26 protein-coding genes are annotated in these 25961 nt (G+C 41.8%); 12 read left to right on the top strand and 14 right to left on the bottom strand.

What is annotated here, in order from left to right; all coding sequences use genetic code 11:
- Positions 1–17 precede the first annotated feature (17 nt).
- Entirely contained in the window at positions 18–1715 is a 1698-nt protein-coding gene (recJ, locus tag GGR22_RS06020) for a single-stranded-DNA-specific exonuclease RecJ (protein ID WP_182492931.1), read from the top strand.
- A gap of 86 nt (positions 1716–1801) precedes the next feature.
- The gene (locus tag GGR22_RS06015; protein ID WP_121375444.1) at positions 1802–2155 is read left to right on the top strand and encodes a hypothetical protein; all 354 of its coding nucleotides are present in this window, start codon (positions 1802–1804) and stop codon (positions 2153–2155) included.
- Here the strand turns inward: GGR22_RS06015 and GGR22_RS06010 are convergent.
- Positions 2152–2901 (bottom strand): UDP-2,3-diacylglucosamine diphosphatase, encoded by a 750-nt coding sequence (locus tag GGR22_RS06010; protein WP_379730390.1) that lies wholly within the window; start codon positions 2899–2901, stop codon positions 2152–2154. The genes GGR22_RS06015 and GGR22_RS06010 overlap by 4 nt on opposite strands.
- Positions 2902–2969: 68 nt before the next feature.
- Positions 2970–3563, bottom strand: a complete 594-nt coding sequence (locus GGR22_RS06005; RefSeq protein WP_182492930.1) for a HupE/UreJ family protein — start codon at positions 3561–3563, stop codon at positions 2970–2972.
- A 130-nt stretch (positions 3564–3693) separates the two neighbouring features.
- Between GGR22_RS06005 and GGR22_RS06000 the strand changes: the two genes are divergently transcribed.
- Entirely contained in the window at positions 3694–4125 is a 432-nt protein-coding gene (locus GGR22_RS06000; RefSeq protein WP_121375441.1) for a tellurite resistance TerB family protein, read from the top strand.
- A 30-nt stretch (positions 4126–4155) separates the two neighbouring features.
- On the opposite strand, the gene fbp is transcribed toward GGR22_RS06000, so the two are convergent.
- Positions 4156–5166, bottom strand: coding sequence for a class 1 fructose-bisphosphatase (gene fbp / locus GGR22_RS05995; RefSeq protein WP_121375440.1), 1011 nt, complete (start codon positions 5164–5166; stop codon positions 4156–4158).
- A 230-nt stretch (positions 5167–5396) separates the two neighbouring features.
- Here fbp and GGR22_RS05990 point away from each other — a divergent pair, with 230 nt between their 5' ends.
- The 4 genes from GGR22_RS05990 to GGR22_RS05975 all read left to right on the top strand — a co-directional run bounded on the left by GGR22_RS05990 (position 5397) and on the right by GGR22_RS05975 (position 11272).
- Entirely contained in the window at positions 5397–5903 is a 507-nt protein-coding gene (locus GGR22_RS05990) for a GNAT family N-acetyltransferase (protein WP_182492929.1), read from the top strand.
- 35 nt (positions 5904–5938) lie between these two features.
- The gene (locus tag GGR22_RS05985) at positions 5939–7201 is read left to right on the top strand and encodes an aspartate kinase (protein WP_121375438.1); all 1263 of its coding nucleotides are present in this window, start codon (positions 5939–5941) and stop codon (positions 7199–7201) included.
- 134 nt (positions 7202–7335) lie between these two features.
- Entirely contained in the window at positions 7336–10743 is a 3408-nt protein-coding gene (locus GGR22_RS05980; protein WP_182492928.1) for a hypothetical protein, read from the top strand.
- Positions 10744–10798: 55 nt separating this feature from the next.
- Complete coding sequence (locus GGR22_RS05975) at positions 10799–11272, top strand: hypothetical protein (RefSeq protein WP_182492927.1); 474 nt, start codon at positions 10799–10801, stop codon at positions 11270–11272.
- 66 nt (positions 11273–11338) lie between these two features.
- On the opposite strand, the gene GGR22_RS05970 is transcribed toward GGR22_RS05975, so the two are convergent.
- The 5 genes from GGR22_RS05970 to GGR22_RS05950 form a co-directional block, all read right to left on the bottom strand.
- Positions 11339–11632, bottom strand: a complete 294-nt coding sequence (locus tag GGR22_RS05970) for a hypothetical protein (RefSeq protein WP_182492926.1) — start codon at positions 11630–11632, stop codon at positions 11339–11341.
- A gap of 96 nt (positions 11633–11728) precedes the next feature.
- A complete protein-coding gene (locus GGR22_RS05965) occupies positions 11729–12325 on the bottom strand; it encodes a Crp/Fnr family transcriptional regulator (protein ID WP_182492925.1) in 597 nt (198 codons plus the stop codon).
- A gap of 85 nt (positions 12326–12410) precedes the next feature.
- A complete protein-coding gene (locus GGR22_RS05960; RefSeq protein ID WP_182492924.1) occupies positions 12411–13394 on the bottom strand; it encodes an aldo/keto reductase in 984 nt (327 codons plus the stop codon).
- On the bottom strand, positions 13394–13684 hold the full coding sequence (locus GGR22_RS05955) for a putative quinol monooxygenase (protein ID WP_182492923.1): 291 nt from the start codon (positions 13682–13684) through the stop codon (positions 13394–13396). Before GGR22_RS05955 ends, GGR22_RS05960 begins: the two co-directional genes overlap by 1 nt.
- Before the next feature lie 2 nt (positions 13685–13686).
- Positions 13687–14280: an NAD(P)H-dependent oxidoreductase gene (locus GGR22_RS05950; protein ID WP_182492922.1), complete on the bottom strand. Its 594-nt coding sequence runs from the start codon at positions 14278–14280 to the stop codon at positions 13687–13689.
- A gap of 100 nt (positions 14281–14380) precedes the next feature.
- On the opposite strand from GGR22_RS05950, the gene GGR22_RS05945 reads away from it, so the two are divergent.
- Positions 14381–15277, top strand: coding sequence for a LysR family transcriptional regulator (locus tag GGR22_RS05945; protein WP_182492921.1), 897 nt, complete (start codon positions 14381–14383; stop codon positions 15275–15277).
- A gap of 5 nt (positions 15278–15282) precedes the next feature.
- On the opposite strand, the gene GGR22_RS05940 is transcribed toward GGR22_RS05945, so the two are convergent.
- The 3 genes from GGR22_RS05940 to GGR22_RS05930 are packed head-to-tail and all read right to left on the bottom strand — an operon-like array spanning position 15283 to position 18063.
- A complete protein-coding gene (locus GGR22_RS05940) occupies positions 15283–16275 on the bottom strand; it encodes a hypothetical protein (RefSeq protein WP_182492920.1) in 993 nt (330 codons plus the stop codon).
- A 22-nt stretch (positions 16276–16297) separates the two neighbouring features.
- Entirely contained in the window at positions 16298–17023 is a 726-nt protein-coding gene (locus tag GGR22_RS05935) for a LytR/AlgR family response regulator transcription factor (protein ID WP_182492919.1), read from the bottom strand.
- Positions 17020–18063: a sensor histidine kinase gene (locus GGR22_RS05930; protein ID WP_182492918.1), complete on the bottom strand. Its 1044-nt coding sequence runs from the start codon at positions 18061–18063 to the stop codon at positions 17020–17022. The genes GGR22_RS05935 and GGR22_RS05930 overlap by 4 nt, the downstream gene beginning before the upstream one ends.
- A 246-nt stretch (positions 18064–18309) precedes the next feature.
- On the opposite strand from GGR22_RS05930, the gene GGR22_RS05925 reads away from it, so the two are divergent.
- Positions 18310–19062 carry a hypothetical protein gene (locus GGR22_RS05925; RefSeq protein ID WP_182492917.1) on the top strand — a complete coding sequence of 251 codons (753 nt, stop codon included), beginning with the start codon at positions 18310–18312 and terminating at the stop codon, positions 19060–19062.
- 93 nt (positions 19063–19155) lie between these two features.
- Entirely contained in the window at positions 19156–19344 is a 189-nt protein-coding gene (locus GGR22_RS05920) for a hypothetical protein (RefSeq protein WP_182492916.1), read from the top strand.
- On the opposite strand, the gene cysK is transcribed toward GGR22_RS05920, so the two are convergent.
- The 3 genes from cysK to GGR22_RS05905 all read right to left on the bottom strand — a co-directional run bounded on the left by cysK (position 19325) and on the right by GGR22_RS05905 (position 22580).
- A complete protein-coding gene (gene cysK, locus GGR22_RS05915) occupies positions 19325–20236 on the bottom strand; it encodes a cysteine synthase A (RefSeq protein ID WP_182492915.1) in 912 nt (303 codons plus the stop codon). The genes GGR22_RS05920 and cysK overlap by 20 nt on opposite strands.
- Before the next feature lie 36 nt (positions 20237–20272).
- A complete protein-coding gene (gene epsC / locus GGR22_RS05910) occupies positions 20273–21136 on the bottom strand; it encodes a serine O-acetyltransferase EpsC (RefSeq protein ID WP_246336916.1) in 864 nt (287 codons plus the stop codon).
- Between the two features lie 529 nt (positions 21137–21665).
- Positions 21666–22580: a T9SS type A sorting domain-containing protein gene (locus GGR22_RS05905; RefSeq protein ID WP_182492914.1), complete on the bottom strand. Its 915-nt coding sequence runs from the start codon at positions 22578–22580 to the stop codon at positions 21666–21668.
- 394 nt (positions 22581–22974) lie between these two features.
- On the opposite strand from GGR22_RS05905, the gene GGR22_RS05900 reads away from it, so the two are divergent.
- Together GGR22_RS05900 and GGR22_RS05895 are read left to right on the top strand one after the other, a co-directional pair.
- The gene (locus GGR22_RS05900) at positions 22975–25578 is read left to right on the top strand and encodes a hybrid sensor histidine kinase/response regulator transcription factor (protein WP_182492913.1); all 2604 of its coding nucleotides are present in this window, start codon (positions 22975–22977) and stop codon (positions 25576–25578) included.
- A gap of 115 nt (positions 25579–25693) precedes the next feature.
- A partial coding sequence (locus GGR22_RS05895; protein WP_182492912.1) for a hypothetical protein occupies positions 25694–25961 on the top strand: 268 nt, incomplete at its 3' end.

The following is a 25961-nucleotide window of genomic DNA, read 5'->3' as shown; positions in this document are numbered from 1 at the left end:
CTTAAAATCCATACAAAATGCGCTGGAACCTTAAACCTAAACCCGATTCAGAAAAAGTAAAAAGCCTACAAAATTCCTTAAGCGTTGACGAACTTACGGCAACATTGCTTGTGCAACGAGGCATCGAGACTTTTGAAGAAGCCCGACAATTTTTCCGACCTAAACTAGAAGACCTGCATGATCCGTACCTGATGAAAGATATGGACAAGGCTGTTGCTCGGATTGAAAAAGCCATCAAACAGCAAGAAAATATTTTAGTCTTTGGCGATTATGACGTCGATGGAACTACAGCAGTTTCTTTGGTTTCCTCTTATCTAAGAACTTATTATCCTAACGTCGATACCTATATTCCGGACCGTTATGACGAAGGCTACGGAGTTTCTTTTAAAGGAATCGATTATGCAGAAGACAACGGAATTACATTAATAATTGCGTTGGACTGCGGTATAAAATCAATCGACCATGTCGCTTATGCAGCTGAAAAAGGTATTGATTTTATAATCTGTGACCACCATAGGCCAGGAAATTCGCTTCCCGAAGCCGTGGCCATTCTAGATCCAAAACGCGACGATTGCAACTATCCGTATGATGAACTATGCGGTTGTGGCATCGGCTTCAAATTGCTTCAGGCTTTGGCTCAAAACAGAAATCATACGATTGAAGATTTGATTCCGTATCTGGATTTGGTTGCAACAGCAATTGGGGCTGACATTGTTCCTATGACTGGAGAGAACAGAATTTTGGCCAAATTTGGTTTGGAGGTTATCAACGCTGATCCTCGTCCCGGTTTTAAGGCGATTACTCAAAATCTAAAGAAAAAACAGCTTACGATCAGTGATGTCGTTTTTATCATTGCCCCAAGAATAAATGCGGCCGGACGGATTAAACACGGAAATTATGCCGTGCAACTGCTGACGGAATTTGGAATCGAGGAAGCCGAAGCTTTTGCTAAAGAAATCGAAGTTTTTAATGCCGACAGGAAAGATCTGGACAAACAGATTACCTTGCAAGCCTTGACACAGATTATAGACAATCAGGAAGAAAATCGATTTTCGACAGTAGTATATCAGGAAGATTGGCATAAAGGAGTTATCGGGATTGTGGCTTCACGCTTGATAGAAACCTATTATCGTCCGACTTTGGTGTTTACCAAAAGCGGCGATAAGCTGGCGGCTTCGGCACGTTCTGTGAAGGATTTTGATGTGTATAATGCATTGGAAGCCTGTTCTGAATATTTGCTGCAATTTGGCGGACATATGTATGCGGCAGGACTTACATTAGAAGAAACTCAGTTCGAAAATTTTAAAAATCAATTTGAAAAAGTAGTATCCGAGACGATTGCCGAAGAACTACGGACTCCTGAAATTCTGATTGATGCTGAAATCGACTTAATCGATATCAACGAAAAGTTTATCCGAATACTAAAGCAATTTGAACCTTTCGGGCCGATGAACATGACGCCTATTTTCTTGACTAAAGACCTTATCGATACGGGCTATGCAAAAAAGATAGGCAACGATGAGGAGCACCTGCGTCTTTTTGTGAAACAAGAGAATTCGGAAGGGTTTGGCGCTATCGGATTTAAAATGGGGAATAAGTTTGACATAGCGAAAGAACGTCAGCTTTTTGACGCCGTCTATTCGATAGAAGAAAATGAATTCAACGGAAATGTGAGCCTGCAATTACGACTTCGTGATATTAAAGGAAAGGAGTAAGATGCAAAAAGTTTTCTAAATTTTAAGATAATTTAATTTAGAATGATTTTAAATAATTCCTATATTTGTTCGAAATAATTCAGGTTATGAAAGAAATTGAGCAAATCTATTTTAATGATTTTGGTGTCGCTTTTCATTGGAAAAAAGAGCAAAAAGTGCTGAAAAGCAAGGTGCAACTGGTTTTTAAAGAAACAGGTTTTTACCTTTCAAAAGAAGAACTCAATATCTTTGCCGATACTATTGATGCTGCCTGCGGTGATGCTCATTGCAATGGCTGCGAGTTTAAAAGGAAATGTCACAAGTTCTTGCTGAAAACACCGTTACAGCAAATTGATTTGGCCGTTTCGGTAAACGAATTGATGCAGATAAAGGATTTGGTAGAAGGAACGATCTTCCAGATCCAGCTAAAAGAATATCTAGATGAAATCTGTCAGAATTAGTTTTTGTATTCTTTCAGTTCGAACGTTTTTCCATCAAAAACACCGTACGTAAAATAGCCAATCCAGTCGCCTAAATTTACGTAGCTTGAATTTTCTCCCACTTTTATAGTCATAGGCAGATGCCTGTGGCCAAACACGAAATAATCGTAGTGCTTGGTTTCCAACTTTCGTTTCGAATATTGCACCAACCATTCATTTTCTTCTCCTAAAAAACGTACATCCTCGTCTCCAGAAATCAATTTGTTTTTGACAGAAAGATATTGCGCCAATCGTACGCCCAAATCCGGATGCAGCCATCTGAAAAGCCATTTCGAAAAGGGGTTAGTAAACACTTTTTTCATCCTTTTGTAGCCTTTGTCGCCTGGACCGAGACCATCGCCATGACCGATCAAAAATGATTTGCCGTCAAAGGTGAATTCTTGCGTAGTATGATAGACAGGAATATTTAATTCTTTTTGAAAATAATCGTGCATCCACAAATCGTGATTGCCCACAAAAAAATAAACAGGAATACCGCTGTCACGGATTTCGGCTAATTTGCCTAAAACACGGACAAATCCTTTTGGGACGACAGTCTTGTATTCAAACCAAAAATCGAATAAGTCGCCCAATAAGAATAATGCGGTTGCATCTTTTTTGATTTCATCCAACCAAGCTACAAATTTTTGTTCCCTTGGAAAGCTGAGTTCGGGTGTAGGAGCTCCAAAATGCTGGTCTGAAGCAAAATATATCTTAGTGTCTGCCACGTGTATTCAATTAAAATCCAAAGATAGGAAAGATTGCGCACTTATTTAGAGTAGCATCGGTATCTTCTCTAGCGCCCCCAGATTTCACTCTCAATAACCATCGGGATGACCACGCCGATTACAAAAGACGACATGACGAGCGTCCAGTCGCGTTTTGAAAAACGAAAGACGGTCTGTACGATATACGATAATATCAATACAATAAGGACGACGATAACCTGTGCGGCTTCAATTCCCAAAGCAAATTCTAACAAAGGAATCAGCTTGGCGGAAGCATTTCCAGGTAAAATCGTATTAAAATAATTGGAGAATCCGAGTCCGTGGATGATTCCGAAAAATAAGGTGACGATAGCAATAAAGCTGATGCTTTCCTTCTTGTTGTTTTTCCCAGCTGTAAAAAGATGAAAGAAAGCCGTAATTAAAATGGTTATTGGAATCAAGAATTCAACAAGATTCACTTTTATCTGAACGAATCCATATACAGAAAGCAATAATGCCATGGTATGTCCCACCGTAAAAAGAGTGACTAAAAGCAAAACCCTTTGCCAATCCTTAAAAGCATAAGGAATAGTAAGAGCGATTAAAAATAAGACATGGTCGTAGGCGTGAATGTCTAAAACGTGACGCAATCCTGTGTTGAAGTAGATCCAAAACTCAGACATATATTGAAAATTTTGATTGGGATTCCAAACTTACGATATATTTTGGAAAGAGTTTATTTCTGTTAAGAAAAGTCGGCATTTTGTGCCGTTAAAATAGAAATAGGATTATATTTGCAAAAAATATATAATTATGTCAATTTCAGATTTATTTGATAGCGGATTTAAAAATAGAAATAAAGGACATTTCTCTTCTATCGTGAGAGTTGCAATGGAAAACGGGCATTTGAGCGAAGAAGAAAGACATTTCTTGGACAAGCTGGCCATGCAATTGGAAATCTCTTCTGAAGAGTATGCCGAAATTCTTGCAAATCCAACGAAATACCCGATCAATCCTCCGTATTTGCACACGCAAAGACTAGAGCGTTTGTACGATCTGTCAAGAATGGTATATGCTGATCACGTCTTAGGACCAAAGCAAAAAGAAATCCTTACACGATTTGCTTTAGCATTAGGATTTACTCCTGGAAACGTGCACTATATTGTTGACAAAGCTTTATCATTGCTTGTGTTAGGCGTAGACTTAGACACTTTCCTTTTCGAAATGACTCACATGAATAAATAAAAAAAGCTCCAATCGGAGCTTTTTTTATATCTAATTACTTGCCTTTTTCATAAATTCTTCGGCCTTTTCGACCATATTTTGGCTGCCACAAAAGAACGGTACGCGTTGGTGCAGTTCTGTCGGCTGGATTTCCATGATTCTTCCAAAACCATCTGATGCTTTTCCGCCCGCTTGTTCTGCCAGAAAAGCCATCGGGTTGCATTCGTATAGCAGGCGTAGCTTGCCGCTTGGCGCTTTTGAGCTTGTTGGATAAATATAAATCCCTCCTTTGATCATGTTTCTGTGAATGTCAGAAACCAAGCTTCCGATGTAGCGTGAAGTATAAGGTCTGTCGCCTTCTTCCAGCTGGCAGTATTTGATATAATCTTTTACGCCTTGCGGAAAATGAACATAGTTTCCTTCGTTTATCGAATAAATAGTTCCGTCTTTAGGGAATTGCATGTTCGGGTGCGAAAGATAAAATGTTCCGATAGCTGGGTTTAATGTAAAACCGTTCACGCCGCGGCCAGTCGTATAGACAAGCATCGTCGAGGTACCGTAAATTACATAACCTGCCGCTACCTGATTCACGCCCGGCTGCAAGAAATCTTCTAAAGTTACCGGAGTTCCGATCGGCGTGATTCTTCGATAGACAGAAAAAATCGTTCCTACAGAAACGTTCACGTCAATATTTGAAGAACCGTCTAGCGGATCCATCAGCACCACATATTTGTTGTTATGGCTTTCGTCTTGGCCTTTGATGACGATGAAATCATCGCTTTCTTCCGAAGCAATACCGCAGACAATCTCACGATTGATAAGCGTCTGTATAAAAGTGTCGTTTGCAAAGACATCTAATTTTTGTTGGTCTTCTCCCTGCACATTCTGGGCACCTGCAGCGCCCACGATGTCTACTAGCCCAGCTTTATTTACCTTGTAGTTTACGACTTTGGCAGCCAGTCGGATGGAGTTGATTAACCTTGATAATTCTCCCGAAGAATATTGAAAATCTTCTTGTTTTTCAATAATAAATTCCCCTAATGTTTTATTGCGTTCCTCCATTACTATAACGTTGTAGTTGTGGGTGCAAATATCGTTTATAAATTGCTATAATTTTAAAATGCCATCAAAAAAATATTTATCAAAAAATGTTACAAATATAAATAATTGTTATTTTTGTGTTTTTTAAATTGATGTGCTGATTTCGAAAAGAAATACCGATAATTGTGCAGTTGCATCAGCTTTTAATATATTCGCTGTGAAAAGCGAAAGCTGAAATACATAGAGGAAAAATGATAATCAGGAAAGGTACTGAAAACGACATGCCTGCTGTTTTAGGACTAATTAAAGAACTGGCCGTTTTGGAGAAAGAGCCAGACGCAGTCGTTATTACAAAAGAAGATCTGGTTCGCGATGGTTTTGGAACGCAACCGCTGTTCCATACTTTTGTGGCAGAATTAGGTAATCAAATTATCGGAATGGCGTTATTCTATTACCGATTTTCAACGTGGAAAGGAAAGACCATTCATCTTGAAGATTTGATTGTTACCGAAAAGATGAGAGGAACTGGAGCCGGAATGGCGCTCTATTCTGAAATTATAAAAGAAGGAGAAAAAGAAAACGTACGCCGTATCGAATGGAACGTGCTCGACTGGAATACACCAGCGATTAAATTTTATGAGAAATCCGGAGCAAAGGTTTTATCCGATTGGCGCGTGGTCCACATGGACGAACAAGGAATTAATGATTTTTTAAAAAATAATTTACCTATTTCAGACAGCAATCGAGTAATTGGCTAGGTCTAAATCTGAAATCTAAAATCTGAAATCAAATAATGAGAGTATTTAAATTTGGAGGTGCTTCAGTCAAAGATGCTGAAGGCATTAAAAACGTATACGACGTTTTGCAGCAGGTGGGTTTTGATGATGTTTTGCTCGTAGTTTCGGCTATGGGAAAAACAACAAATGCCTTAGAAGTAGTGATAAAGAACTATTTCGAAAAATCGGCAGAATTGCAATCTTCTGTACAAGATGTCAAGAAGTACCATAACCAGATTTTGCTAGATTTATTTGAAGACGACAAAAATGCGGTTTTTGGCGCTATCAACCAGCTTTTTTCTGATTTAGAAAGCTTTTTGAAAAACAACAAATCCCCGAATTACAACTTTGTCTACGACCAGATTGTCAGTTTCGGGGAAATAATCTCGACAACCATCATCAGCCACTATTTTAATTACAAAGGATTAAAAAACCAATGGCTTGACGTCCGTAATTTTATAAAAACCGATACGACTTATCGCGATGCCATCGTAGATTGGGACCAAACTCAGACGCTCATTTCTAAAAATGTAAAGAAAAAAGTACTGAACATCACCCAAGGATTTTTAGGCTCCGACGAAAATAATTTCACGACAACGCTTGGCCGCGAAGGTTCCGATTATACCGCCGCCATTTTTGCCTATTGCCTGAACGCCGAAAGCGTTACGATTTGGAAAGACGTTCCGGGTGTGATGAATGCTGATCCGAGGTATTTTGAAAATGCCACGCTCTTGAACCAAATTTCCTACCGTGAGGCTATCGAATTAGCTTTTTATGGCGCGACAGTCATCCATCCGAAAACATTGCAGCCGCTACAGCGAAAAGAAATTCCATTGTTTGTGAAATCGTTCCTCAATCCTTCTTTGCCAGGAACAAGCGTGAGCAAAGGAGCTGATTTAGAGCCGCACCTGCCCTGTTATATCGTAAAAAAAGGACAGTTGCTGATTTCGCTTTCTTCTATAGATTTTTCTTTTATCATGGAAGAAAACATTAGCGAGATTTTTGGGCTTTTCCATCAATACAAGATGAAGGTCAGCCTGATTCAGAACTCGGCTATCAGTTTTTCAGTGTGTATTGAAGACAAATTCGGCAATTTTAACGACTTGAAAAACGTGCTGTCTAAGAAATTTAAAGTTGCGTACAATGATAATGTTTCGCTTTATACGATTCGCCACTTTAATGAAAAAGCCGCAGAAATGGTCGAAAAAGACAAACAAGTGTTGCTCAAGCAAGTCAGCAGAGAAACCATGCAGATTGTTACAAAAGAAGCCATTAGCTAGAAAATAATGAATCGGGAGCCTCAAATTTTTGAAACTCCCGATTTTTTTATGGCAGCTTGGTTTTTAAGCGAAAGCAGCTATTGAAATTTTAATTTTATAAATACTACTTTTGAGCTTTCAGAGTTATAGTATTTATGTTGAAAAAATTGCTCTTTCTGTTTTTAATAGGCTTTGTTTCTGAGCTTTCTGCTCAGGAAGTCAAAACGCCGTATAAAAATAGGAAGATTACCGCTTCAAAAGATACGATCCAAATTGACAGCGTGAGCATCAGCAGCTCTTTCTTTAAGCTTCAGGACAAGCTCGGGAATGATATCGATACGACCTATTATAAAGTAGATTTCCAAAAAAGCATCCTTGTTTTTAAGAATAATTACGCGTCTGAAGATACGCTAACACTGCGCTATTTCAGCTATCCCGAATACCTTACAAAAAAATACAGCATTTACGACGACAGCCGCGTCGTGAGCAACGAAGCAGGAAAAGGCAATCTCTATAAAGTTTCCCGCGATCCGATAAGCACCTTCAAGCCTTTTGACGGATTGAATACTTCGGGAAGCATTACGCGAGGAATTACCATAGGAAATAACCAAAATTCAGTTGTCAATTCAAATCTCGATTTGCAGATAACCGGAAAGATTTCAGACAAAGTAAGCCTTCGGGCATCCATCCAAGACAGCAATATTCCGCTGCAAGAAGGCGGCTATTCGCAAAAACTGGATGAATTCGACCAGATTTTTATCGAGCTTTTCAGCGACAAATGGAACATACGGGCAGGGGATTTATTCTTAGAAAACAGACAATCGCGATTCCTGAATTTTAATAAAAAAGTACAAGGACTGTCCGCTAATTTTACTTTCGGAACTCCCGAAAAAAAGACCAATGTCTTTGCTTCAGCGGCTTTGGTAAGAGGACAATATGCGCGAAGCAGCTTTACGGGACAGGAGGGCAACCAAGGCCCATACAAGCTTCAAGGCCCGAATGGCGAATTGTATATCTTGGTGATTTCAGGCTCCGAAAGAGTTTTTGTCAACGGAATTTTACTGACACGAGGCGAAAACAACGATTATACCATCGATTACAATGCGGGAGAAATTATCTTCACATCCCTGTTTCCGATTACCTCCGAAATGAGGATCAATGTCGAATACCAATATTCCGATAGAAATTATACGCGATTTGTGACGTATGCGGGAGCGACGCACGAGCAGGAAAAATGGAGTATCGGCGGTTTTTTATATTCAGAAAACGACGTGAAGAACCAGCCTTTGCAGCAAAATCTTTCTCCAGAACAAGTAAACGTGCTGAAAGAAGCGGGAGATAATCCTTCGCAAATGACGGCGCCTTCTGCGTATGTCGACAGTTATTCTGAAAATAAAATCCTTTATAAAAAAGTAATCATTGGCGGCGTTGAGGTCTTTGAGTTTTCAAATAATCCAGAAGACGAGCTTTACAACGTACGCTTCTCCTTGGTTGGCAATAATCAAGGGAATTATAGAATTTCAAATACGGCAGCAGTCGGTAGAATCTATGAATATGTCCCGCCCGTGAGCGGAATTCCGCAAGGTAATTTTGAACCGATTATCCGATTGGTCGCTCCGACAAAAATCCAGATTGCTACCGTGTTGGGAAAATACAAGCCCAGCGAAAAGACATTGGTCGATTTTGAGATTGGCGTAAGCAACAACGACCTGAACCTATTTTCGTCTAAAGATGACGGCGACAACCAAGGCCTTGCCGGGAAAATCTATGCCAAGCAGCGGCTGTTTTCAAAGAAATGGCTGGTAGATGCTTTTGTTAATTATCAGTTCGTGCAGAAAGAATTCAAGACCATCGAGCGTCTATTCACGATTGAATTTGACCGCGATTGGAATCTGACGAATCCTTTGGGCAACCAGAGCCTGTTAATTTCGGGCGTAAATTTCACGCTTCCGAACAAAGGAAGCGCAAGATACCAGTTGGAAAAGCTTGATTTCTCCGAAAGTTTCTCAGGAACTAGGCATGTGGTCGACGGCTCTTTCCGATTTAAGAATTTTACCATCCAGAACAACGGAAGTGTCTTAAAAAGCGACAGCGATTATTCCGAATCTAAATTCATCAGGCATCAGACACAGGCCAGATACCATTTCGGCAAGAATTGGGTTGGCGGAACGTTCAGGCTGGAAGATAACGAAGAAAAAATCAAGGAAACGAATCAGTTTTCGGCCTTGAGCCAAAGATTTAACGAGTTTGGTCTTTTTACAGGACGCGGCGATAGCACTAAGGTGTATGTGGAATTAGGCTATCTGCAGCGTTCTAATGACAGTTTGGTCAACGGATTTGTGAGAAAGGTAAATACGTCCAATTCCTATTACCTCAAGTCACGATTGATGAAGACCGAAAAGAGCGATCTTTCCTTGTTCGTGAATTACAGGAACTTAAAATTTGAAGACCCAACCCGTAAAAACGAGCCTTCGCTAAATTCCAGGTTGCTTTATAACGACCGTTATTTCAACCAGCTGGTTCAAGTCACGACTACCTATGAAACCACGTCGGGAACCATACCGCAACAGGAATTTACGTATCTGAAAGTAGAACCGGGGCAGGGTGTCTACACTTGGATTGATTACAACGGCAACGGAATCCAAGAGCTCGAAGAATTTGAAATCGCAAAGTTTTCCGACCAGGCAGAATACGTCAGGATTTTTCTCCCGAATCAGATTTTTATCAAGACCCACCAAAACAAGTTCTCGCAATCGGTTATCTTGAACGCCAATCAATGGCAGAACGAAAAAGGGCTTAAGAAATTCTTGTCCTATTTTTACAACCAGACCTCTTTTTTGATCGACCGAAAGATCGTACGCGACAGCGACAATTTCGACTTGAATCCGTTTTCTACAAGCGATAAAGACCTTTTGGGACTTAATTCTAGTTTCAGGAACAGCTTTTTTTACAACAGAGGTAAGCAAGACCATTCCGTAACGTATACCTATTTGAGAAACCGTGCCAAAACGCTGCTCTCGGTCGGATCTCAGGAAAACAACAACCGTTCGCACCAGCTGCAATATGCCCATCTGATCCAGAAAAGCTGGCTGTTAGGCTTTTTGGGAAAGACCATCGAATCAGAACTTTTTTCAGAAAACTATTCCAGCAAGAATTTCGAGCTGAAAGGCTATCAGCTGGCGCCTAAGATTTCCTATCTTTTTTCAAGAAATGCAAGCTGGGATCTGTTCTATGAATACCAAGACAAAGAGAACAAGATCAATGATATGGAAAAGCTGCAGCAGCATCGCTTCGGAACCTCTTTTACCTATGCTTCGGAAAAGAAATTCACGATGAACGGCGAATTCTCTCTCTACCAAAATGATTTTACTGGCGATGCTTTGTCTCCAGTTGCTTACCAGATGCTTGAAGGACTGCAGGCAGGACAGAATATGACTTGGCGACTGCTATTGCAAAAGAACCTGACACAGTTTCTAGATATCAATATAAATTATGAAGGAAGGAAAAGCGAAGAAAGCAAAGCAATCCACACAGGAAGCGTGCAGTTAAGAGCTTATTTTTAACATAGATAATCATCTGAAACGCTTATATTTGAATTCTTAATTTAAAAAACTAACAATGAAAACAAAAATAATAGCTGGCTCGCTTTTGGCAGTTTCACTGTTCATGACTTCATGTAAAAAAGAATTAGAGCCTCAAGAAAGTGCAGCGCCAGCAGAAGCTGTTGCAGCAGATCCGGCAGCTGCTCCTGCAGACGGACAAGTTCCGGTTACTGCTCAGCCGCAAACGGTACAAGCACAGCCACAGCAGATCCAGCCACAGGCTACAGCTACGGCTCCGGGCATGAATCCGCCACACGGACAGCCAGGACACAGATGCGATATTCCTGTAGGGGCTCCGTTAAATTCGCCTCCAGGACAAAAACCAGCGGCACAGCCGCAACCAACACAGCCGACAGCAACTGCCGCTCCAACTACAGTAACACCTGTGAACAATGCAAATGTCGTTACTGCTCCAGGTATGAATCCACCACACGGACAGCCAGGTCACAGATGCGATGTTGCTGTCGGACAGCCATTACCAAAAGTATAAACAGCTACATTTCCAATAAAAAAGCCTCCAAGATAATTGGAGGCTTTTCTGTTTTAGTATAGCGCATTACCCTATTAAAGAAATCAGGTTTGCGATTGAAAAGACAATACTAAGCGTGACGCTGATGATAAGGGTTGCGAATACAAATTTTGGTTTTTGCTGAGACAAGACCGCTCCGTTAAATCCCATACAGAAGATGGTGACAAAAAATAGCTGTACCATTTGTCCGACTGAAGTTCCTCCCATAAGAATAAGCATTGCGGCAATAGAACCTAGACAGCTTTGGGCAAGAATGCTCAATGTAGCAAAACCGATAAGACCTCGTTTGTAACCTTCCAGATAATTATGATATGTTTTCATGATAAAAGTGCTTTAGAATTATAGTAACAAAGTTAGCTACACATCCCGCCAGCATTTTATGACTTAAATCATATTAGGTGAAATAATTGCAAAAAATTATCGAAAAACTTTTCGGTTCTCGATCAAAAGCAGTCCCTTTTTTTCGAGTGATTTTATGGAGCGGATTACGGTTTCCACCCTCAGTCCGGTCAGGTCTGCAATCTGCTGGCGGGTGAGGTCTACTCTGTATTTTTCATCGGGTTGTATTTGGCTGATAGACTCCTTAAAATAATCAATCAGCTTTAAAATGCGGTGTTCTGGTTCTTGGGAAGAAATTTCGGAAGCCATGACCGATTTGTAATAAAGACGCTGGGCAAGATTGACCGTCATGTTCAGGTGCGCTTCGGGATTTGAATACAGCAATTTGAAAAACGATTCTTTTGAGATGGCATAAATTTCAGAATCTACAATAGCAACAGCATTAGCAGGATAAGGCTTGTCGATAAACAAAGGCGGCTCGCCAAAACAGTTTCCTTCGCCAAAAATGCTTTGGATAAATTCCTTGCCTTCGTCGTTGAAATTGTTCATCTTGATTTCTCCAGAATGTACCTGGAAAAAATATTTCGCAGCAGCACCTTCCTCAAAAAGCATTTCTCCTTTTTTGAGTACGATTGTATGGGCGCCGAACGCCAACAGAAGTTGTTCTTCAATCATGTTTTTGTAAACTAAAATACCCAGCCCTTTTCGAATAGAGCTGGGTAAATTTACTAAAAAAGCAGATTGCTATTGGAGCCCATCCTTACATTTCTAGTATCGCATCATTAATAAATTTCATTTCGTCGGCAGTGATGGAAACTGCTGCGGCTTTTGCGTTTTCGATAGCCTGTGTCGCATTTCTTGCGCCTGCCAGCACTACGCTGATTCCCGGCTGCAAGCTTGTCCATCGCAAGACCAGTTGCGACAAAGAAGCGTTCTTGCTTTGCGCAATCGGCTCGATCTTGTCTAAAAGCGCTTTGACACTTTCGGCAGAAAACTGTCCGAAGTAGCCGTTTCTATGATCGTCAGACTGTAGCTTGGCCTCCTTAAAATATTTTCCGGTCAGCAGTCCTCTTTCCATAGGGCTGTAGGCGATGATGCCCATGTTTTTCTCAACAGCATAAGGCACGATGTCTTTTTCAATAGCCCTGTTTAGCATGCTGTACGAAACTTGGTTCGAAGCCAGCTGTATTGTTTTTTCTGCTTCTTTCAATTGCGATAGGTCGTAGTTGCAGACGCCTGCAGCGCGAATTTTTCCTTGCTCAATCAAAAGATTTAAAGTTTCCATCGTCTCGTCAATCGGCGTAGTCGAGTCGGGCCAGTGAATCTGCAACAGGTCGATATAATCGGTACCGAGGCGTTTCAAGCTTTCTTCCAGTTCTTTGATGATATTCGCTTTTGAAGCATATTTATAGACTGGAAATGTTTTTCCGTCTGCAGAAGCATCAAAGAAATAATCTCCCTTTCCCTTATTGCTTCCGTCCCATACGAGGCCGAATTTTGTAAGCAGCTGTAGCTTGTCGCGGCTTTTCCCTTTGATGGCTTCCCCAATCAATTCTTCGCTCAGTCCCATGCCGTAGAAAGGAGCCGTATCTAGTGAAGTAACGCCGTGGTCCAGCGAAGCATGTACCGCAGCAATAGAATCCTGCTTTTCGTTGCCGCCCCACATGTTGCCGCCAATGGCAAAAGCTCCGTAAGTGATAGCCGATAATTCCAAATCCGAACTTCCTAATTTTCGATAGTCCATTATCCTATTTTTTGTGTTTTATAAATAATTACGTTTTGTTCCAGAAGCGCTTCCGAGGCCTTTACGAAATCTTGAATGTACGGCTTTGCATTATGCTCTTCCAGTCCTTTTGCATCTTTCCAGATTTCATGGAACACAAAAATGTTCGGCTCCTCATTATTCTGGTGCAGGTCGTATTGAAGGCAGGCTTCTTCTTTTTTAGAATGTAGCGCCATGTTCAACAGGTAGGTTTTTACCTCTTCCGTATGCTCGGGCCTGCTTTTGATTATTGCGGTCAAATGTATAGCCATGATTAGTTTATGAAGATTTTGCTCAAGTGCTCGTTATACAATTTCAAGTCTCTGGCGACGTCGGCATTTTTCTCAATATCATGAAAATGCATGCTTTCTAGAGGCGTCATTCCTGTAAAAGCATTCATGCGATGGAAGCCAAACAAAGGTCCTTCGTCGACGCTTTTTTGCGAAAAGAATTCTCCCGGAAGCGTAAAGGCTTCTTTCGGAGCGTTCCATGAAGTCGTCAGCATGTATTTTCTGCCGTGCAGCATGCCTCCAGTTCCGTAATTGATAGCAGGGTTTTGAGAAGAACGGCCGTCGCTGTTGTAAATTCCAGTTGCATGCCCTTCCGTAAAGACCACGTCTATATATTTCTTGAAGTCATGCGGCACTTGGAACCACCAGATTGGCGTATGGTAGATGATAACATCGGCCCAGACAAACTTCTGTACTTCTTCGGCAGGGTCGTAGTCGTGGTTGATATCGGTCAGCTTCACTTCAAAGTTGGGATTGTTTTTAAAAAAATTCAAAGTTTCTTGCGAGATGGTTTCGTTGAACCTTCCGCCCGAATGGCCAAATTTTTGACCTCCATTAATGATAAATATTTTTTTCATAAGTCTTCTATCTAATTAATGATGCAAATTTACGGCGGCATTATCTATTATTAAAATAACTTAATTCATACCTTTGCATCAGAATTATAATAGTTTAATCATGGTAAATCTAGAATGGTACCGGACATTTAAGGCGGTCTACAAATCGGGAACGCTAACGGGAGCTGCGGAAGTATTGTTTATTTCCCAGCCAGGAGTGAGCTTGCACTTGAGCTCGCTGGAAAATTATGTGGGCTATAAATTGTTTGACCGCACGGGCCGCAAGATGGTGCCAACGGAAAGAGGAAAGGTACTTTATAATTTTATCATCGAAGCCATGACCAAGCTGGAAGAAGCCGAAAAAAATTTCCAGCGGAGTACCGAAAAACATACGCCCACTATCAGCGTAGGAATGTGCTTTGAGACTTTCCAGATTACGCTTGAGCAGTATATTTCTACATTGCCATTCAACGTCATCATCCAGTTCGGGGAATATCCGGAAATGGTAGAGAACTTAGAAAAAGGCATTCTTGATATTATCATCACGCCGCAGATGGTTCCGAAAAGCAGCATCGACTACCAGCCGTTTTCGTCAGAAACCATCGTATTGGTGGGAGGCAACGATATTGATGACGCTACATTTGACGCCTTAGAAAAAGCATGCGACATAGAAGGAATCGAGGCTTGGCTGAAAGAGCAGAAATGGTACGGTACGACGGGTGATATGGAACATCTGAGACGGTTCTGGCAGCTGAACTTTAACAAATACCCCGACTTCCGTCCCAATTATATCGTCCCGAACTTGAATTCTATCGTGCGTTGCCTGAGCAGCGGACAGGGACTGGCGGTAATTCCTGATTTCTTGTGCAAAAAAGAAATCGAGAGCGGGCTGATCAAGATGGTCTGGAAAGGGAAGACGCCGCTAGAGAATACGCTCCATTTTGCCACACGAAAAAAGACAATCTACGCGGACGAGATTGCCTTGATTAAAAAGATATTTATAGAAGTGATGGGATAATAGCCTTATTCTTTTTTCTTCTTGAAATTAGGCATAAAAGAAATTCCGAGACTGAAATAGCCTGTAGGATCCTGGTTGGTCGAAAAGATATAATCGTTGGTGTTTTCGCCTCTTTCGGATAATCTCGAATTAAACACATTCGACAGGCCTGTCTTGAACGTAGCAATAATCGTAGTATTGATGCGATGTTCGTACGTAATTCCGGAACGCAGTTCTAAAACGCGGTAATCATAAACATCGGCAAAACCTGGCGCCTTGTTGTAGACATAGAATCCGTCGCCGCTCAATTCGGTTCCCAAAGAAAGCTTTCCGTTTTCAAATAGCGGCCTGTGGAACAAAAGGCGCTGCGGAAGGATTAAATCCATGACCCAAGGCGAGTTTTTGAACTTATGTTCCATGATAAAGGTAGGAGCGACCGGAACCGGTGAAGCAGGGTCGATAAAAATAATGGCACCCACGCCAATCATCGTTCTTTCTGTTTTTTTCAAGATGATAGAAGCACCCACAAAACCTTTTAATCGCTCTACATCTTTTTCAGAACCGTCTGCCGTAAAGCTGGCATTGTAGATAAACGGCTTGTTAAACAGCCTGGCAAAATACGTAAAGCTCAACGTGGCAGAAAGGTAGTGGAAATCTACATTTTTGTTGTAAGGAGCAATCGCATCACCGGCAACATTTTCTACATCATTAAGCTCAAAAGCTTCATATTTATAGTTGAGCGAAGTCGTGATGTTCCATCTTGGCTTGGAGAAGATGGTAAAATTAGTATTAGCATTCAGTCGGTAATGGCTCTTGATTTCTCCTTCTTCAAAGGCCCTGTCAAACAGTTCCGAGTCAAAATCGGTTGGGAGATATTGCTGGTACTGGATGTCCAGAAAGCGCGTCGTAGGAAATCGATCCGTGACGGCTTCCTTTACTTTTTCCTTCAATTCTTCGTTTTCTTGGGCATTCACAAATGCGCAAAAGAATACTGCCAATGGCAAAAACTTTAATTTCATAGCTTGTTTATAAAAAGGTTTGTTATAATCGGTCGGAAATATTCTTTCCTAAATACTGCTCCAGGAATTTTTTTCGGAAAACATCTCCGATCGGAATTTCTGAGGTTTTTATATGGATTGTGTGGTTGTCAAAAGAATCAATGTGCTGCACGTTGACCATATACGATTTGCTGACCCTTATGAATTGGGCTTCCGGCAAATGCTGCGATATGGTCTTGAGGTTCATGGCCGTGATGATCTTGCTGTCGTTGGCATAAATCACGACATAATCTTTCAGTCCCTCGATATAGAGCACGTCGCGAAAAAGAATCTTGTGAAATTTTCGATCCGATTTGATGAGCATAAAATCTTGTTCCAGGCTTTCGAGCGTGCTTTTTCCTTCCTTGTTGGCCAAAAGCTCTTTATAAGCAAAAGCTTTTTTTATGGATTTGTCCAAGCGGCTCTTGATGATCGGCTTGACCAGATAATCTATGGCATCGACCTCATAGCTTTTCAGGGCATATTGCGAGAAGGCCGTGGTAAAAATAATCAAGGTGTTTTCAGAAATCGATTCGGCAAATTCCAGTCCGTTGATGCCAGGCATCTGTATGTCCAGAAAAATCAGGTCGACGGAGTTCTCTTGCATGAATTCGCGCGCTTTCTTGGCACCATTGAAGCACCCGATTACATTCAGGTCCGGAATGTCTTGCAGCAGCAGCAGCATTCCTTCTCTCGCCAACGGTTCGTCATCAACGATTATGCAGTTCATATAGGTAAGGTTAAGGTTGCTGTATAGTTGGTGTCATTATTTTCGATCTCGAGCTTGAAATCCTTGCCATAAAGAAGTTCCAGCCTGCGCTTGATGTTGGCCAGTCCGAGGCCTCCCTTTTTGTCGCTATCGATAGGCTCTGCGGGTTTTGTGTTGGAACAGACAAAGCGCAGTTCTTTTTTATAAATCGTAAAGCTAACGTCTACTTTAGAAGGACTGTCGGCATCGGCACTGTGCTTGATCGCGTTTTCAATAAACGTGATGAACAAGTTGGGCGGAAGCACAAGCTGCGAAATCATATTTTCGTTAGGGCTTTCGTTCTGTATGCTGAGGTTGAAATTAAAATCATCGCGGCGGATTTTCTCCAGTTCCATAAAATCGTTCAAGAATTGAATTTCCGACAGCAGCAGTACCGAATGCTGGTTGTTGTCATACAGCTGGTATCTCAAGAAATCCGAAAGTTTCATGATAATCGTAGACGCCTTGTCTGGATTTTTTTTGACGAGCACATTCACGTTGTTCAGCATATTGAAAAGAAAATGCGGATTGATCTGGTTCTTTAATTCCCGCAGTTCGATCTGGAGCGAATTTCTTTCCAGCTCGTTAATCCTGTCGCTGTCTCTTGCCCACCGCTGGAACAGCTTGATGGATGTAGAAGCAAAGACCATTAAGGTGAGGATGTGTATGGTTACGAAAAAATTCTCGAACGAATTGTTTTCCTGCTCTTCCTTGACAAAATCATAGCCTTTCATGAACGTGGCCGTTATTCCTGTTACTATCAAGTAGCCGCTGATAATCAAAGCAATGAGGCTGAGAAGATAGGTAAGGTACTTTCCTTTATAGAGAAAAGCAGGCATGAGGACATACATGTTTAGGTAGAACATAGAAAGGAAGTAGAAATTCCAAATAATACTTTTCAAGTAATGATGATGTACAGCTTCTCCTGTGTGTTCATCAGAGATTACAAAAAAAGGAATTGTATAAATAAAAACCAGCAGGTGTCTGTATAGCCTGTATTTTGGAGCGATAAGAAACTCCATGAACCAGTTTTTGTTACAATTTTTGTCAAACATAGTTTTTGCTTGCTGTTGATTTTGATGCGAAGTAACTTAAAAACTGCTTAACAAGGTATTATATTATACAAAACCTGAATTAAATTATACAAAACCCTATCCGAAGCTTTTTAGCACCCCAATTAAGGATTTAGTATAAAATAAAAGGCGGTTCGTATAAAAAAGCCAGCCAGCTTTGGTGTTCGCTCTATTTTTGAATAAAAAAAGATGAAGATGATTCAAGCAATAGAAAACTGGATGGATGCCATAGAAAGCTCAAAGCAGAAAAAAAGGGTGAAAGAGCAAGAAATCAAAGCAATTGTTGATTTGTGGAAATTTGCTGAGTCGTATGACGGCGAGGCCATCATTTCGCAAAAAGGAGAGCTCATCATCGGGGGCTCCCAAGGCCCAGAGAAGATTAACGTGCAGTGCGCAGACCTGCTCTTGAACCAGAAAAAAAACGCCATCTCAAAAATCCTTTTAGAAATCGAAATCGAATTGACAGCTTTAGGTTCCCGATATACCGGACTCTATAATGTAGAATTCAGGAAGCCGAATGCTAATTTTGATGCTGGAGAAATGCAGAACCTGAAAAACGAAATTATTTCGGGCATCAAAGGCGAGGTCATCTTATATAAATATGTAGAACGCATCCGCAAGCTGCCTTCTTCGGAACTCAAAATTGTCAACCGCGACTTCAAGATTGTCGAGTGCAGCAGCAGCGCTATTGCAGGAATCATTGCCAAGAGCCAGCCGATTCAAGCGGTGCCCGAAAAACAATGGCTCGTCTTGATATTAAGCTCTATCGACCATTGCTGCAAGTCGTTCTTGATTGACGAGGCGATACAGGCCAAGACCTTCGAATCGGATTTTGACAAGATCTTTATTTTTGATTTCTATACCTCAGAAATTATCGAATTGAATGTCACATTTGGCGTTCAGAACCCCGCGGATGGCGTTCCATCACCCGCGAATGGCGTTGCCTGACGCCAAAACACACGTTCCGAACGCCAAATTTGACGTTCCGAACGCCAAAATTGGCGTAGGGTAACGCCAATTTATACGTCGCGAACCCCACGAATGGCGTTCCGAACGCCATCGGCGGGGTTCCGAGGGCCGTGCGCGGGTGATGGAACGCCATTTACGGCTCTTTTTGCCTCAAAAAAGCATCAATTATACCCTTCTGCGCAGTCTGTTGCACTCTTCTGGGCTGCAATTGATAAAAACACGCACCCTACCGAGGCCGAGTCTAGAAAAGGCCTTCGATAGAAAGGTAGCGTTCCCCCGTATCATAATTAAAAGTCAGTATTCGCGCATCGTCTGGCAGTGAAGCTATTTTTTTTGCGACAGCGGCCAAAGAAGCTCCTGTAGAAATTCCTGCCAAGATGCCCTCTTTTTTTGCGATAGCCCTCGCATAGTCAAAAGCATCTTCCTTGCTTACCTGAATGATTTCATCAATTGCATCGTCATGGTAGTTCTGCGGCACAAAACCAGCGCCGATTCCTTGGATAGGATGGGGCGACGGGCTTCCGCCGCTTAATACTGGCGACAGTTCGGGTTCGACGGCAATAACTTTCAGGTTAGGGAACTTTTCCTTCAGGACTTCGGCTACGCCCGTGATATGTCCGCCGGTGCCCACACCTGTGATGATATAATCCAGTCCGTCCGGAAAATCCTCTAGTATTTCTTGAGCCGTAGTGTTTTTATGCACTTCGACGTTCGCAGGATTCTCAAACTGTTTCGGCGACCAAGCATTTGGCGTTTCGGCTACCAGTTCATTGGCTCTTTCGATAGCCCCTTTCATTCCTTTCTCGCGCGGCGTCAGCTCGAACTCGGCGCCGTAAATTTCCATCAGCTTTCGGCGCTCCACGCTCATGGATTCTGGCATGACTAAAATGACCTTATAGCCTTTGACTGCCCCCACGAGCGCCAGTCCGATTCCGGTATTGCCCGATGTCGGCTCAATAATCACGCTGCCCGGCTTGAGCAGTCCTTTTGCCTCAGCATCTTCGATCATGGCCAAGGCGATACGGTCTTTGATACTGTTTCCGGGATTGTTTCTTTCTAGTTTTATCCAGATGTTCTTGGTCTCGCCAAACAATCGGTTAATTTTCACCACGGGCGTTTTGCCGATGGTTTCTAAAATACTATTTGCTTTCATGTTCTTTCTATTTTTTAAATTAGGGATGCTTTTTATTTAGATGCTAAAATTGAGCGCTTCTGGAAATACCTGCTTGCTCTTGATGATGATTTCGCTTTTGTGGAAGACGAGCGATTCTGCCGGAATGGAATTGGTAATCCAGACGTTGCCTCCGATGACAGCTCCTTTTCCGACGACCGTGCTGCCGCCCAAAATGGTCGCGTTGGAATAGATAATCACGCCGTCTTCGATGGTCGGATGCCGTTTTTCTTCGGCCTTGTCTTTGCTCACGCTTAGGGCACCTAGGGTAACGCCTTGGTAAATTTTCACGTCGTTTCCTATACTAGTTGTCTCGCCGATAACGGCTCCCGTTCCGTGGTCGATAAAAAACCGTTCGCCGATAACCGCTCCCGGATGGATATCTATTCCGGTGGCGCTGTGGGCATATTCCGAAACCAGTCGGGCCAAGGTAAGCGCCTTTTCCTGCCATAGTATATGAGCGGTGCGGTAGACTGTGACCGCAAAGAATCCAGGATAGGCGAGGATGACTTCGTTTCTTGATTTGGCCGCAGGGTCAAATTCCAGCACGGCTTTTAAGTCTTCCGATAGCAGCTTGTGCAGCGAGGCTGCGTTCTCAAAAAAGGCTTCGGATAGTTGCGAGGCGTCTTTTTCTGCAAACGATTCGGCTTCTAAAAGTTCTTTCAGTAGCAGTTTCAGTTCAAATTCCTTCTTTTCGAAAAAGCTAAAATCAATATATTCTTTCTGGCTGCAGAAAAGCCAGGATGCTAGTTCGGTAATCCAATAGCTCGCTTTTTTCTTGTCCAGAAAAATCTTTTTCTCCGAAAAATTAGACTGGTACAGCGATTTGTTTTTTGACTTCTCGGGCATGGCAAGAGGGATTCGTTTTTTTAAGTTTGACATTCGTTTGTTCTGTGATATAAAAAAAGCCTGTTGAGAATTTCAAGAGGCTTTGGCGGGGCTAATTATATCGGGGCGTTATAAATAGGGCGGCTACCTCTGGACCACAAAAGCAGACAGCAGCACATTTCGTTTAAAAGTGATAAGTTTGAAACCATAGTTTATATAATGCTTTAAATAACAAAAACTCCCCAATTTCTTGAGGAGTTTTTGTTATGCTTGAATCGTTTTATAAATTGCTAAAGCTGACAAATCACTCCTCGTTTTTCGAGCAGCAGATGCAAGCCATACGCTTCATTATTAATGGATTGTTCATTAATTTCTTTCTAAATCAGTACAGTAAACTTATAAAGTTTTCTCCACTTTTCAAACTTTAAATCGGCTGTTAACACCGAAATCAGAAATTGTTTTTTTAAGGTTTAAAAAATTGAAGTATCGATTTTTTTGAGGCCCTATTCTGTTATAAAATCTAATAATTGTCAAGATTTGGGAAATTGAAATGTTAAAGAGGAGCCTTTCTTTTCTAGCACGATTATCTTTTTATAATCTTTTTAGCGAATGACGTTCCGTCTGTAGTACTACCTTTAAGAAAATACGTTCCGGCAGCCAGCGCGCTGATGTCGATATTCTCGCTTCGATTGGTCTGCAGCACCTTTTGTCCGGTAATTGTATAAAATGCCGCTTCCGCTAGTACTACATTGGAAGGCAATGCGATAGAAACAGTCGCTTGAACCGGATTTGGATATACTGCAAAAGAAGGATTCTTAACAGGAGTCGTGCCCAAGCTTCCGCTGGTGATTACAAAATTGTCATAATATGCATTGCCGCCATAATTATTGTGCAGCATAGTAAAGCCGGCAATTTCCAGATCGGTATAATTGTCGATGGTTTTTTCTAAGACATTGTTGACATAATACTTGATTGCATCTGCAGTAACCTCAATCTTGATGGCGACCCATTGGTTAGGAGTCCACTCGGCCTCGGCATAGAGAATGCCGTAATTTACATCTTTAATCAAGTAGATATACCCTCTGTTTTCGATGCCGACTCCGGCAACAGGCACATATTCTTCGTTGCCGTCTATGGCAAAGAGCGTGAATTCAAAGTCAGAGCCCTGCTGTTCTGTAGCCAATACATCATAAGTGATGGTGAAATTAGCAAACCCCTGAGGCACATCGAAAATTTTTGAAGCCCCGAATATCGGTAAAAACTGGTCATTAAAGCTAGGCTCGAAAGCATTTTTAAAAGAAAAACTGCCAGCAGAAGCCTTTTCATTGCTTACGACCTGATTGAGGAGAAAGCCGCCAGAGCCTTCCGTCACTTCCCAGCCATTTTGCTGGTTTAAGGTTCCGGGCTGATAGCCTTCTGAGGTTTCGAAAGAAATGGTCTGCTGGGCAAAGGCTGCGGCTGACGTGAACGCAAGAAATAAGGTGTAGATCGTTTTCATAGTTATCTGGTTTTAATGTTATCTAAATTTAATCCGCAGAAAACAGGGCGCAGGACAATTCCTGACAAGTTTTCGCTTGCGAAATGTTGTTACTGTTGCTCTAAATAGCTTGACTGCGGCCCTAGAAATAAAGGCCGTCAGTTTTTTTTGGGAATCCTATCGCCGGGCGGGAATAACCGGCAGTTTACAGAGAAGCGAAAATAAGGCGTTATTTTATCTTGAACTTTCACGGCAATTAAAAACTTATTAACAATTTGTCGGAGAAAGCAGATTTTTGCAACATATTTTGGGCGTAAAAGCAGTGTTTGCATTTCGGCAGAATAGGAATTGTAAAGAATTTTAATAGTTTTGTAAACAATTCAGAAGCATATACCACAGTCCCCCTATAAAACCTATGGCAAATTTTGTTTTTTACCTGACGCTATTTTTTTGTGTTCTTTTACCCCAACAGTCGCATTCCCAAAATACGGCAGATTCGCTGCAGACACTCCTAAAAAAAGCAGACGAGCCTCGAAAAGGCGAGCTCAACTTGGAAATCGCAAGACATTTTTTGCCAACCCATCAAGATTCTTGTATCTACTACAGCCGCATTGCGCAAGCCATCGGGAAAAAAATAAACAATCAGACCGTAGTAATCCGTTCGTATGCGCTGATTGCAGAAGCCTATCAGAAACAAAACAAGATGAAGGAAGCCATTGCTTCTTACCTGAAAGGTATTGAGCTGGCTGAAAAGCACAACGAAAAATCCCTGGCGGGAACGCTATACAACGGCATAGGCACTTGCTATTTCTACCTGAACGATCCAAAGAAAGCAGAGTCCTATCTAAAACAGGCGGCACAGGCTAAGAAAGAGGCGAATGACTACCAATACTATTCCTTTATTGCCGCAAACCTTGCGGCTTTGCAGATCATGAACCAATCTTTTGATGAGGCCATAAAGACGCTGAAGGAAGCAGAAAAAACACTTCTAAAAAATAAGCAGGACAACTATCTGGCTACCGTATACAACTCTCTCGGGGCCGCCTATCAAGGAACAAAATCGGATTCTTGCGTGTACTATTATGAAAAAGGCCTTACGCTTTCTGAAAAGAACAAGGACTATCTCAATATGATGACTACCCATCAGAATTTGGGCGATTATTATCTCGAGAAGAAAAACTATTCCAAAGCAATCGAATACATGAAAAAAGCGATTGCTGTAAACGAATTGAGGCCAGAAGACCCCTATAAGCCAGCCTTGTTTGAAAGGATGAGTGTTTTATATGAGTCGATGGGAGACTTTAAAAATGCCCATCAGTATAAAAAGCTGGAAACCGAAACACGCCAGCGCCTGCTTGCAGCAACCAACAAAAAAGAAATCGAAGAGCTGGAAATCAAATACCAAACCGAAAAAAAGGAAAAAGAAATCCAGCGGCACAAGCATGAAATTGAAAAAGCCAAAAACCAGCAGATCTGGCTTTTATTCGGTGCTGTTTCGCTGTTCGTGATTGCCGGATTCATTACGTACCTGATTTTCCAGAGAAGAAAGATTACCCGGAAATTCGAGCAGGAAAAACTCAGGCTGTTTGAAAACATAGTACATGACATAAAAACGCCGCTCACGCTTATCGACGGTCCTATCCAGATGATGAAGCAGCACCCGGAGACTCCGCATCAGGAGCAGCTGGTCTTGATGGAACGCAATTCGAAAAAGCTGATGGGCTTGGTCAACGAACTGCTGGACGCGTCAAAACTCCGAAAAGGAAACTTTCAGTTGCATTACACGACCGGAAATCTTGATAGTTTTATTGAAAACAACATCGACAGTTTTGCAGGCGAAGCCAAGTCCAAAGACATACGCATTGTCCACACTAAGAATAATGCCGAAAAACACTATTCATTTCCTTCAAACGCTTTAGAAAAGATACTTTCCAATCTTATCGGGAATGCTGTAAAATATTGTCCTCCAACATCAGAAATCCAAGTCACGCCTATCCTAGAGGCTGGCAAGCTGATAATCCGCGTAAATGATAACGGTCCGGGAATTCCCAAGCAAGAACAGAAAAAAGTGTTCCAGCGTTTTTTCAGAGGAAAAGAAACGTCGGATGTCAATGGCACGGGCATAGGCTTGTCATTGGTCAAAGAATTGGTAGACTTGGCGCAAGGAACAATCGAGCTTCAAAGCAGTCCCGCGGGAACCACATTTGTCGTGTCTCTTCCGATACAAGAATTTACTGCTGCAGTTGATACAATGATTCAGAATGACGGCATCCCGTTACTCCTATTAGTAGAGGATGACGCCGATACAGCCGTTTTCAGTATGTCTGTACTCAAAGAAAACTTCCAGGTCCTGCATGCCAAAAACGGACAGGAAGCTATGGGCATGATCCGTGAAAATTTGCCAGATATTGTCCTTTCCGACATCATGATGCCAGAAAAAGACGGAATCGAATTGCTGCAGGAAATCCGAGCAGACGAATTGACAAGCCATCTGCCTGTTGTCTTGTTTTCTGCAAAAGCCTCGCTGGAAAGCCGTTTGAAAGGACTGCAGCACGGAGCCGATGCTTATATTTCGAAACCTTTTTCACCAGAAGAATTAAAGCTGACGGTACAGAACTTGTTTGCCACTGTCCAGCGAAATAAAGAAGCGTATAAAGACTCCATCCAATCCGAAAAAACATTCGAAGAACGGACCAAGAGTCAAAACGCATACGTCAATAAAGTTATCGCTAGCATCATCAGCAATATCGATAATCAAGACTATTCGGTTACAGAACTTTCTAATGACATGTCGGTCAGCCGAAGCCAGCTCCATCGAAAATTAACGGCACTCACAGGATTTTCTACAACCAATTTCATCAGCATGATCCGTCTTGAAAAAGCCAAAGATCTTTTGTCTGGCAACCAAGGAAACATCACCGAAATTGCGTATAAATGCGGCTTCAGCAGCCAATCCTATTTCACAAAATCCTTTACGGAATACTTTGGAAAATCACCAAGCCACTTTCTTAAAAAGTAATGATTTTCAGATAAATGCAACAATGATGCATAATCTGGCAACATGATTACATAGCTAATTGTGGCCAGAAATCTAAATTTACCGACGTAATCAACAATCAAATCAATAACTATTTATGACAAAACGTCTATTACTCTTTTTTGTCTTTTTTTGGCACATTACCTCCTATGCCAATGACGAATGCTCTAATGCAATACAATTAACTCCGAGCGCTAACTGTACTAACATAAGCGGAACATTTAATGGAATGACTATTAGCGGAGCTGCCCCTACCTGCGCGCCAAACGCCTCGCAGGACGTATGGTACAGGTTTACGGCTACCGAGCAGACGATGGCCATATCCGTTTCCAGGGCCACGACGGGCTGGACGATGTACTTTGCCA

This window comes from Flavobacterium gossypii (assembly GCF_014138495.1).
GTDB classification, from domain to species: domain Bacteria; phylum Bacteroidota; class Bacteroidia; order Flavobacteriales; family Flavobacteriaceae; genus Flavobacterium; species Flavobacterium endophyticum.
This window is presented reverse-complemented; position numbering and strand designations above follow the sequence as displayed.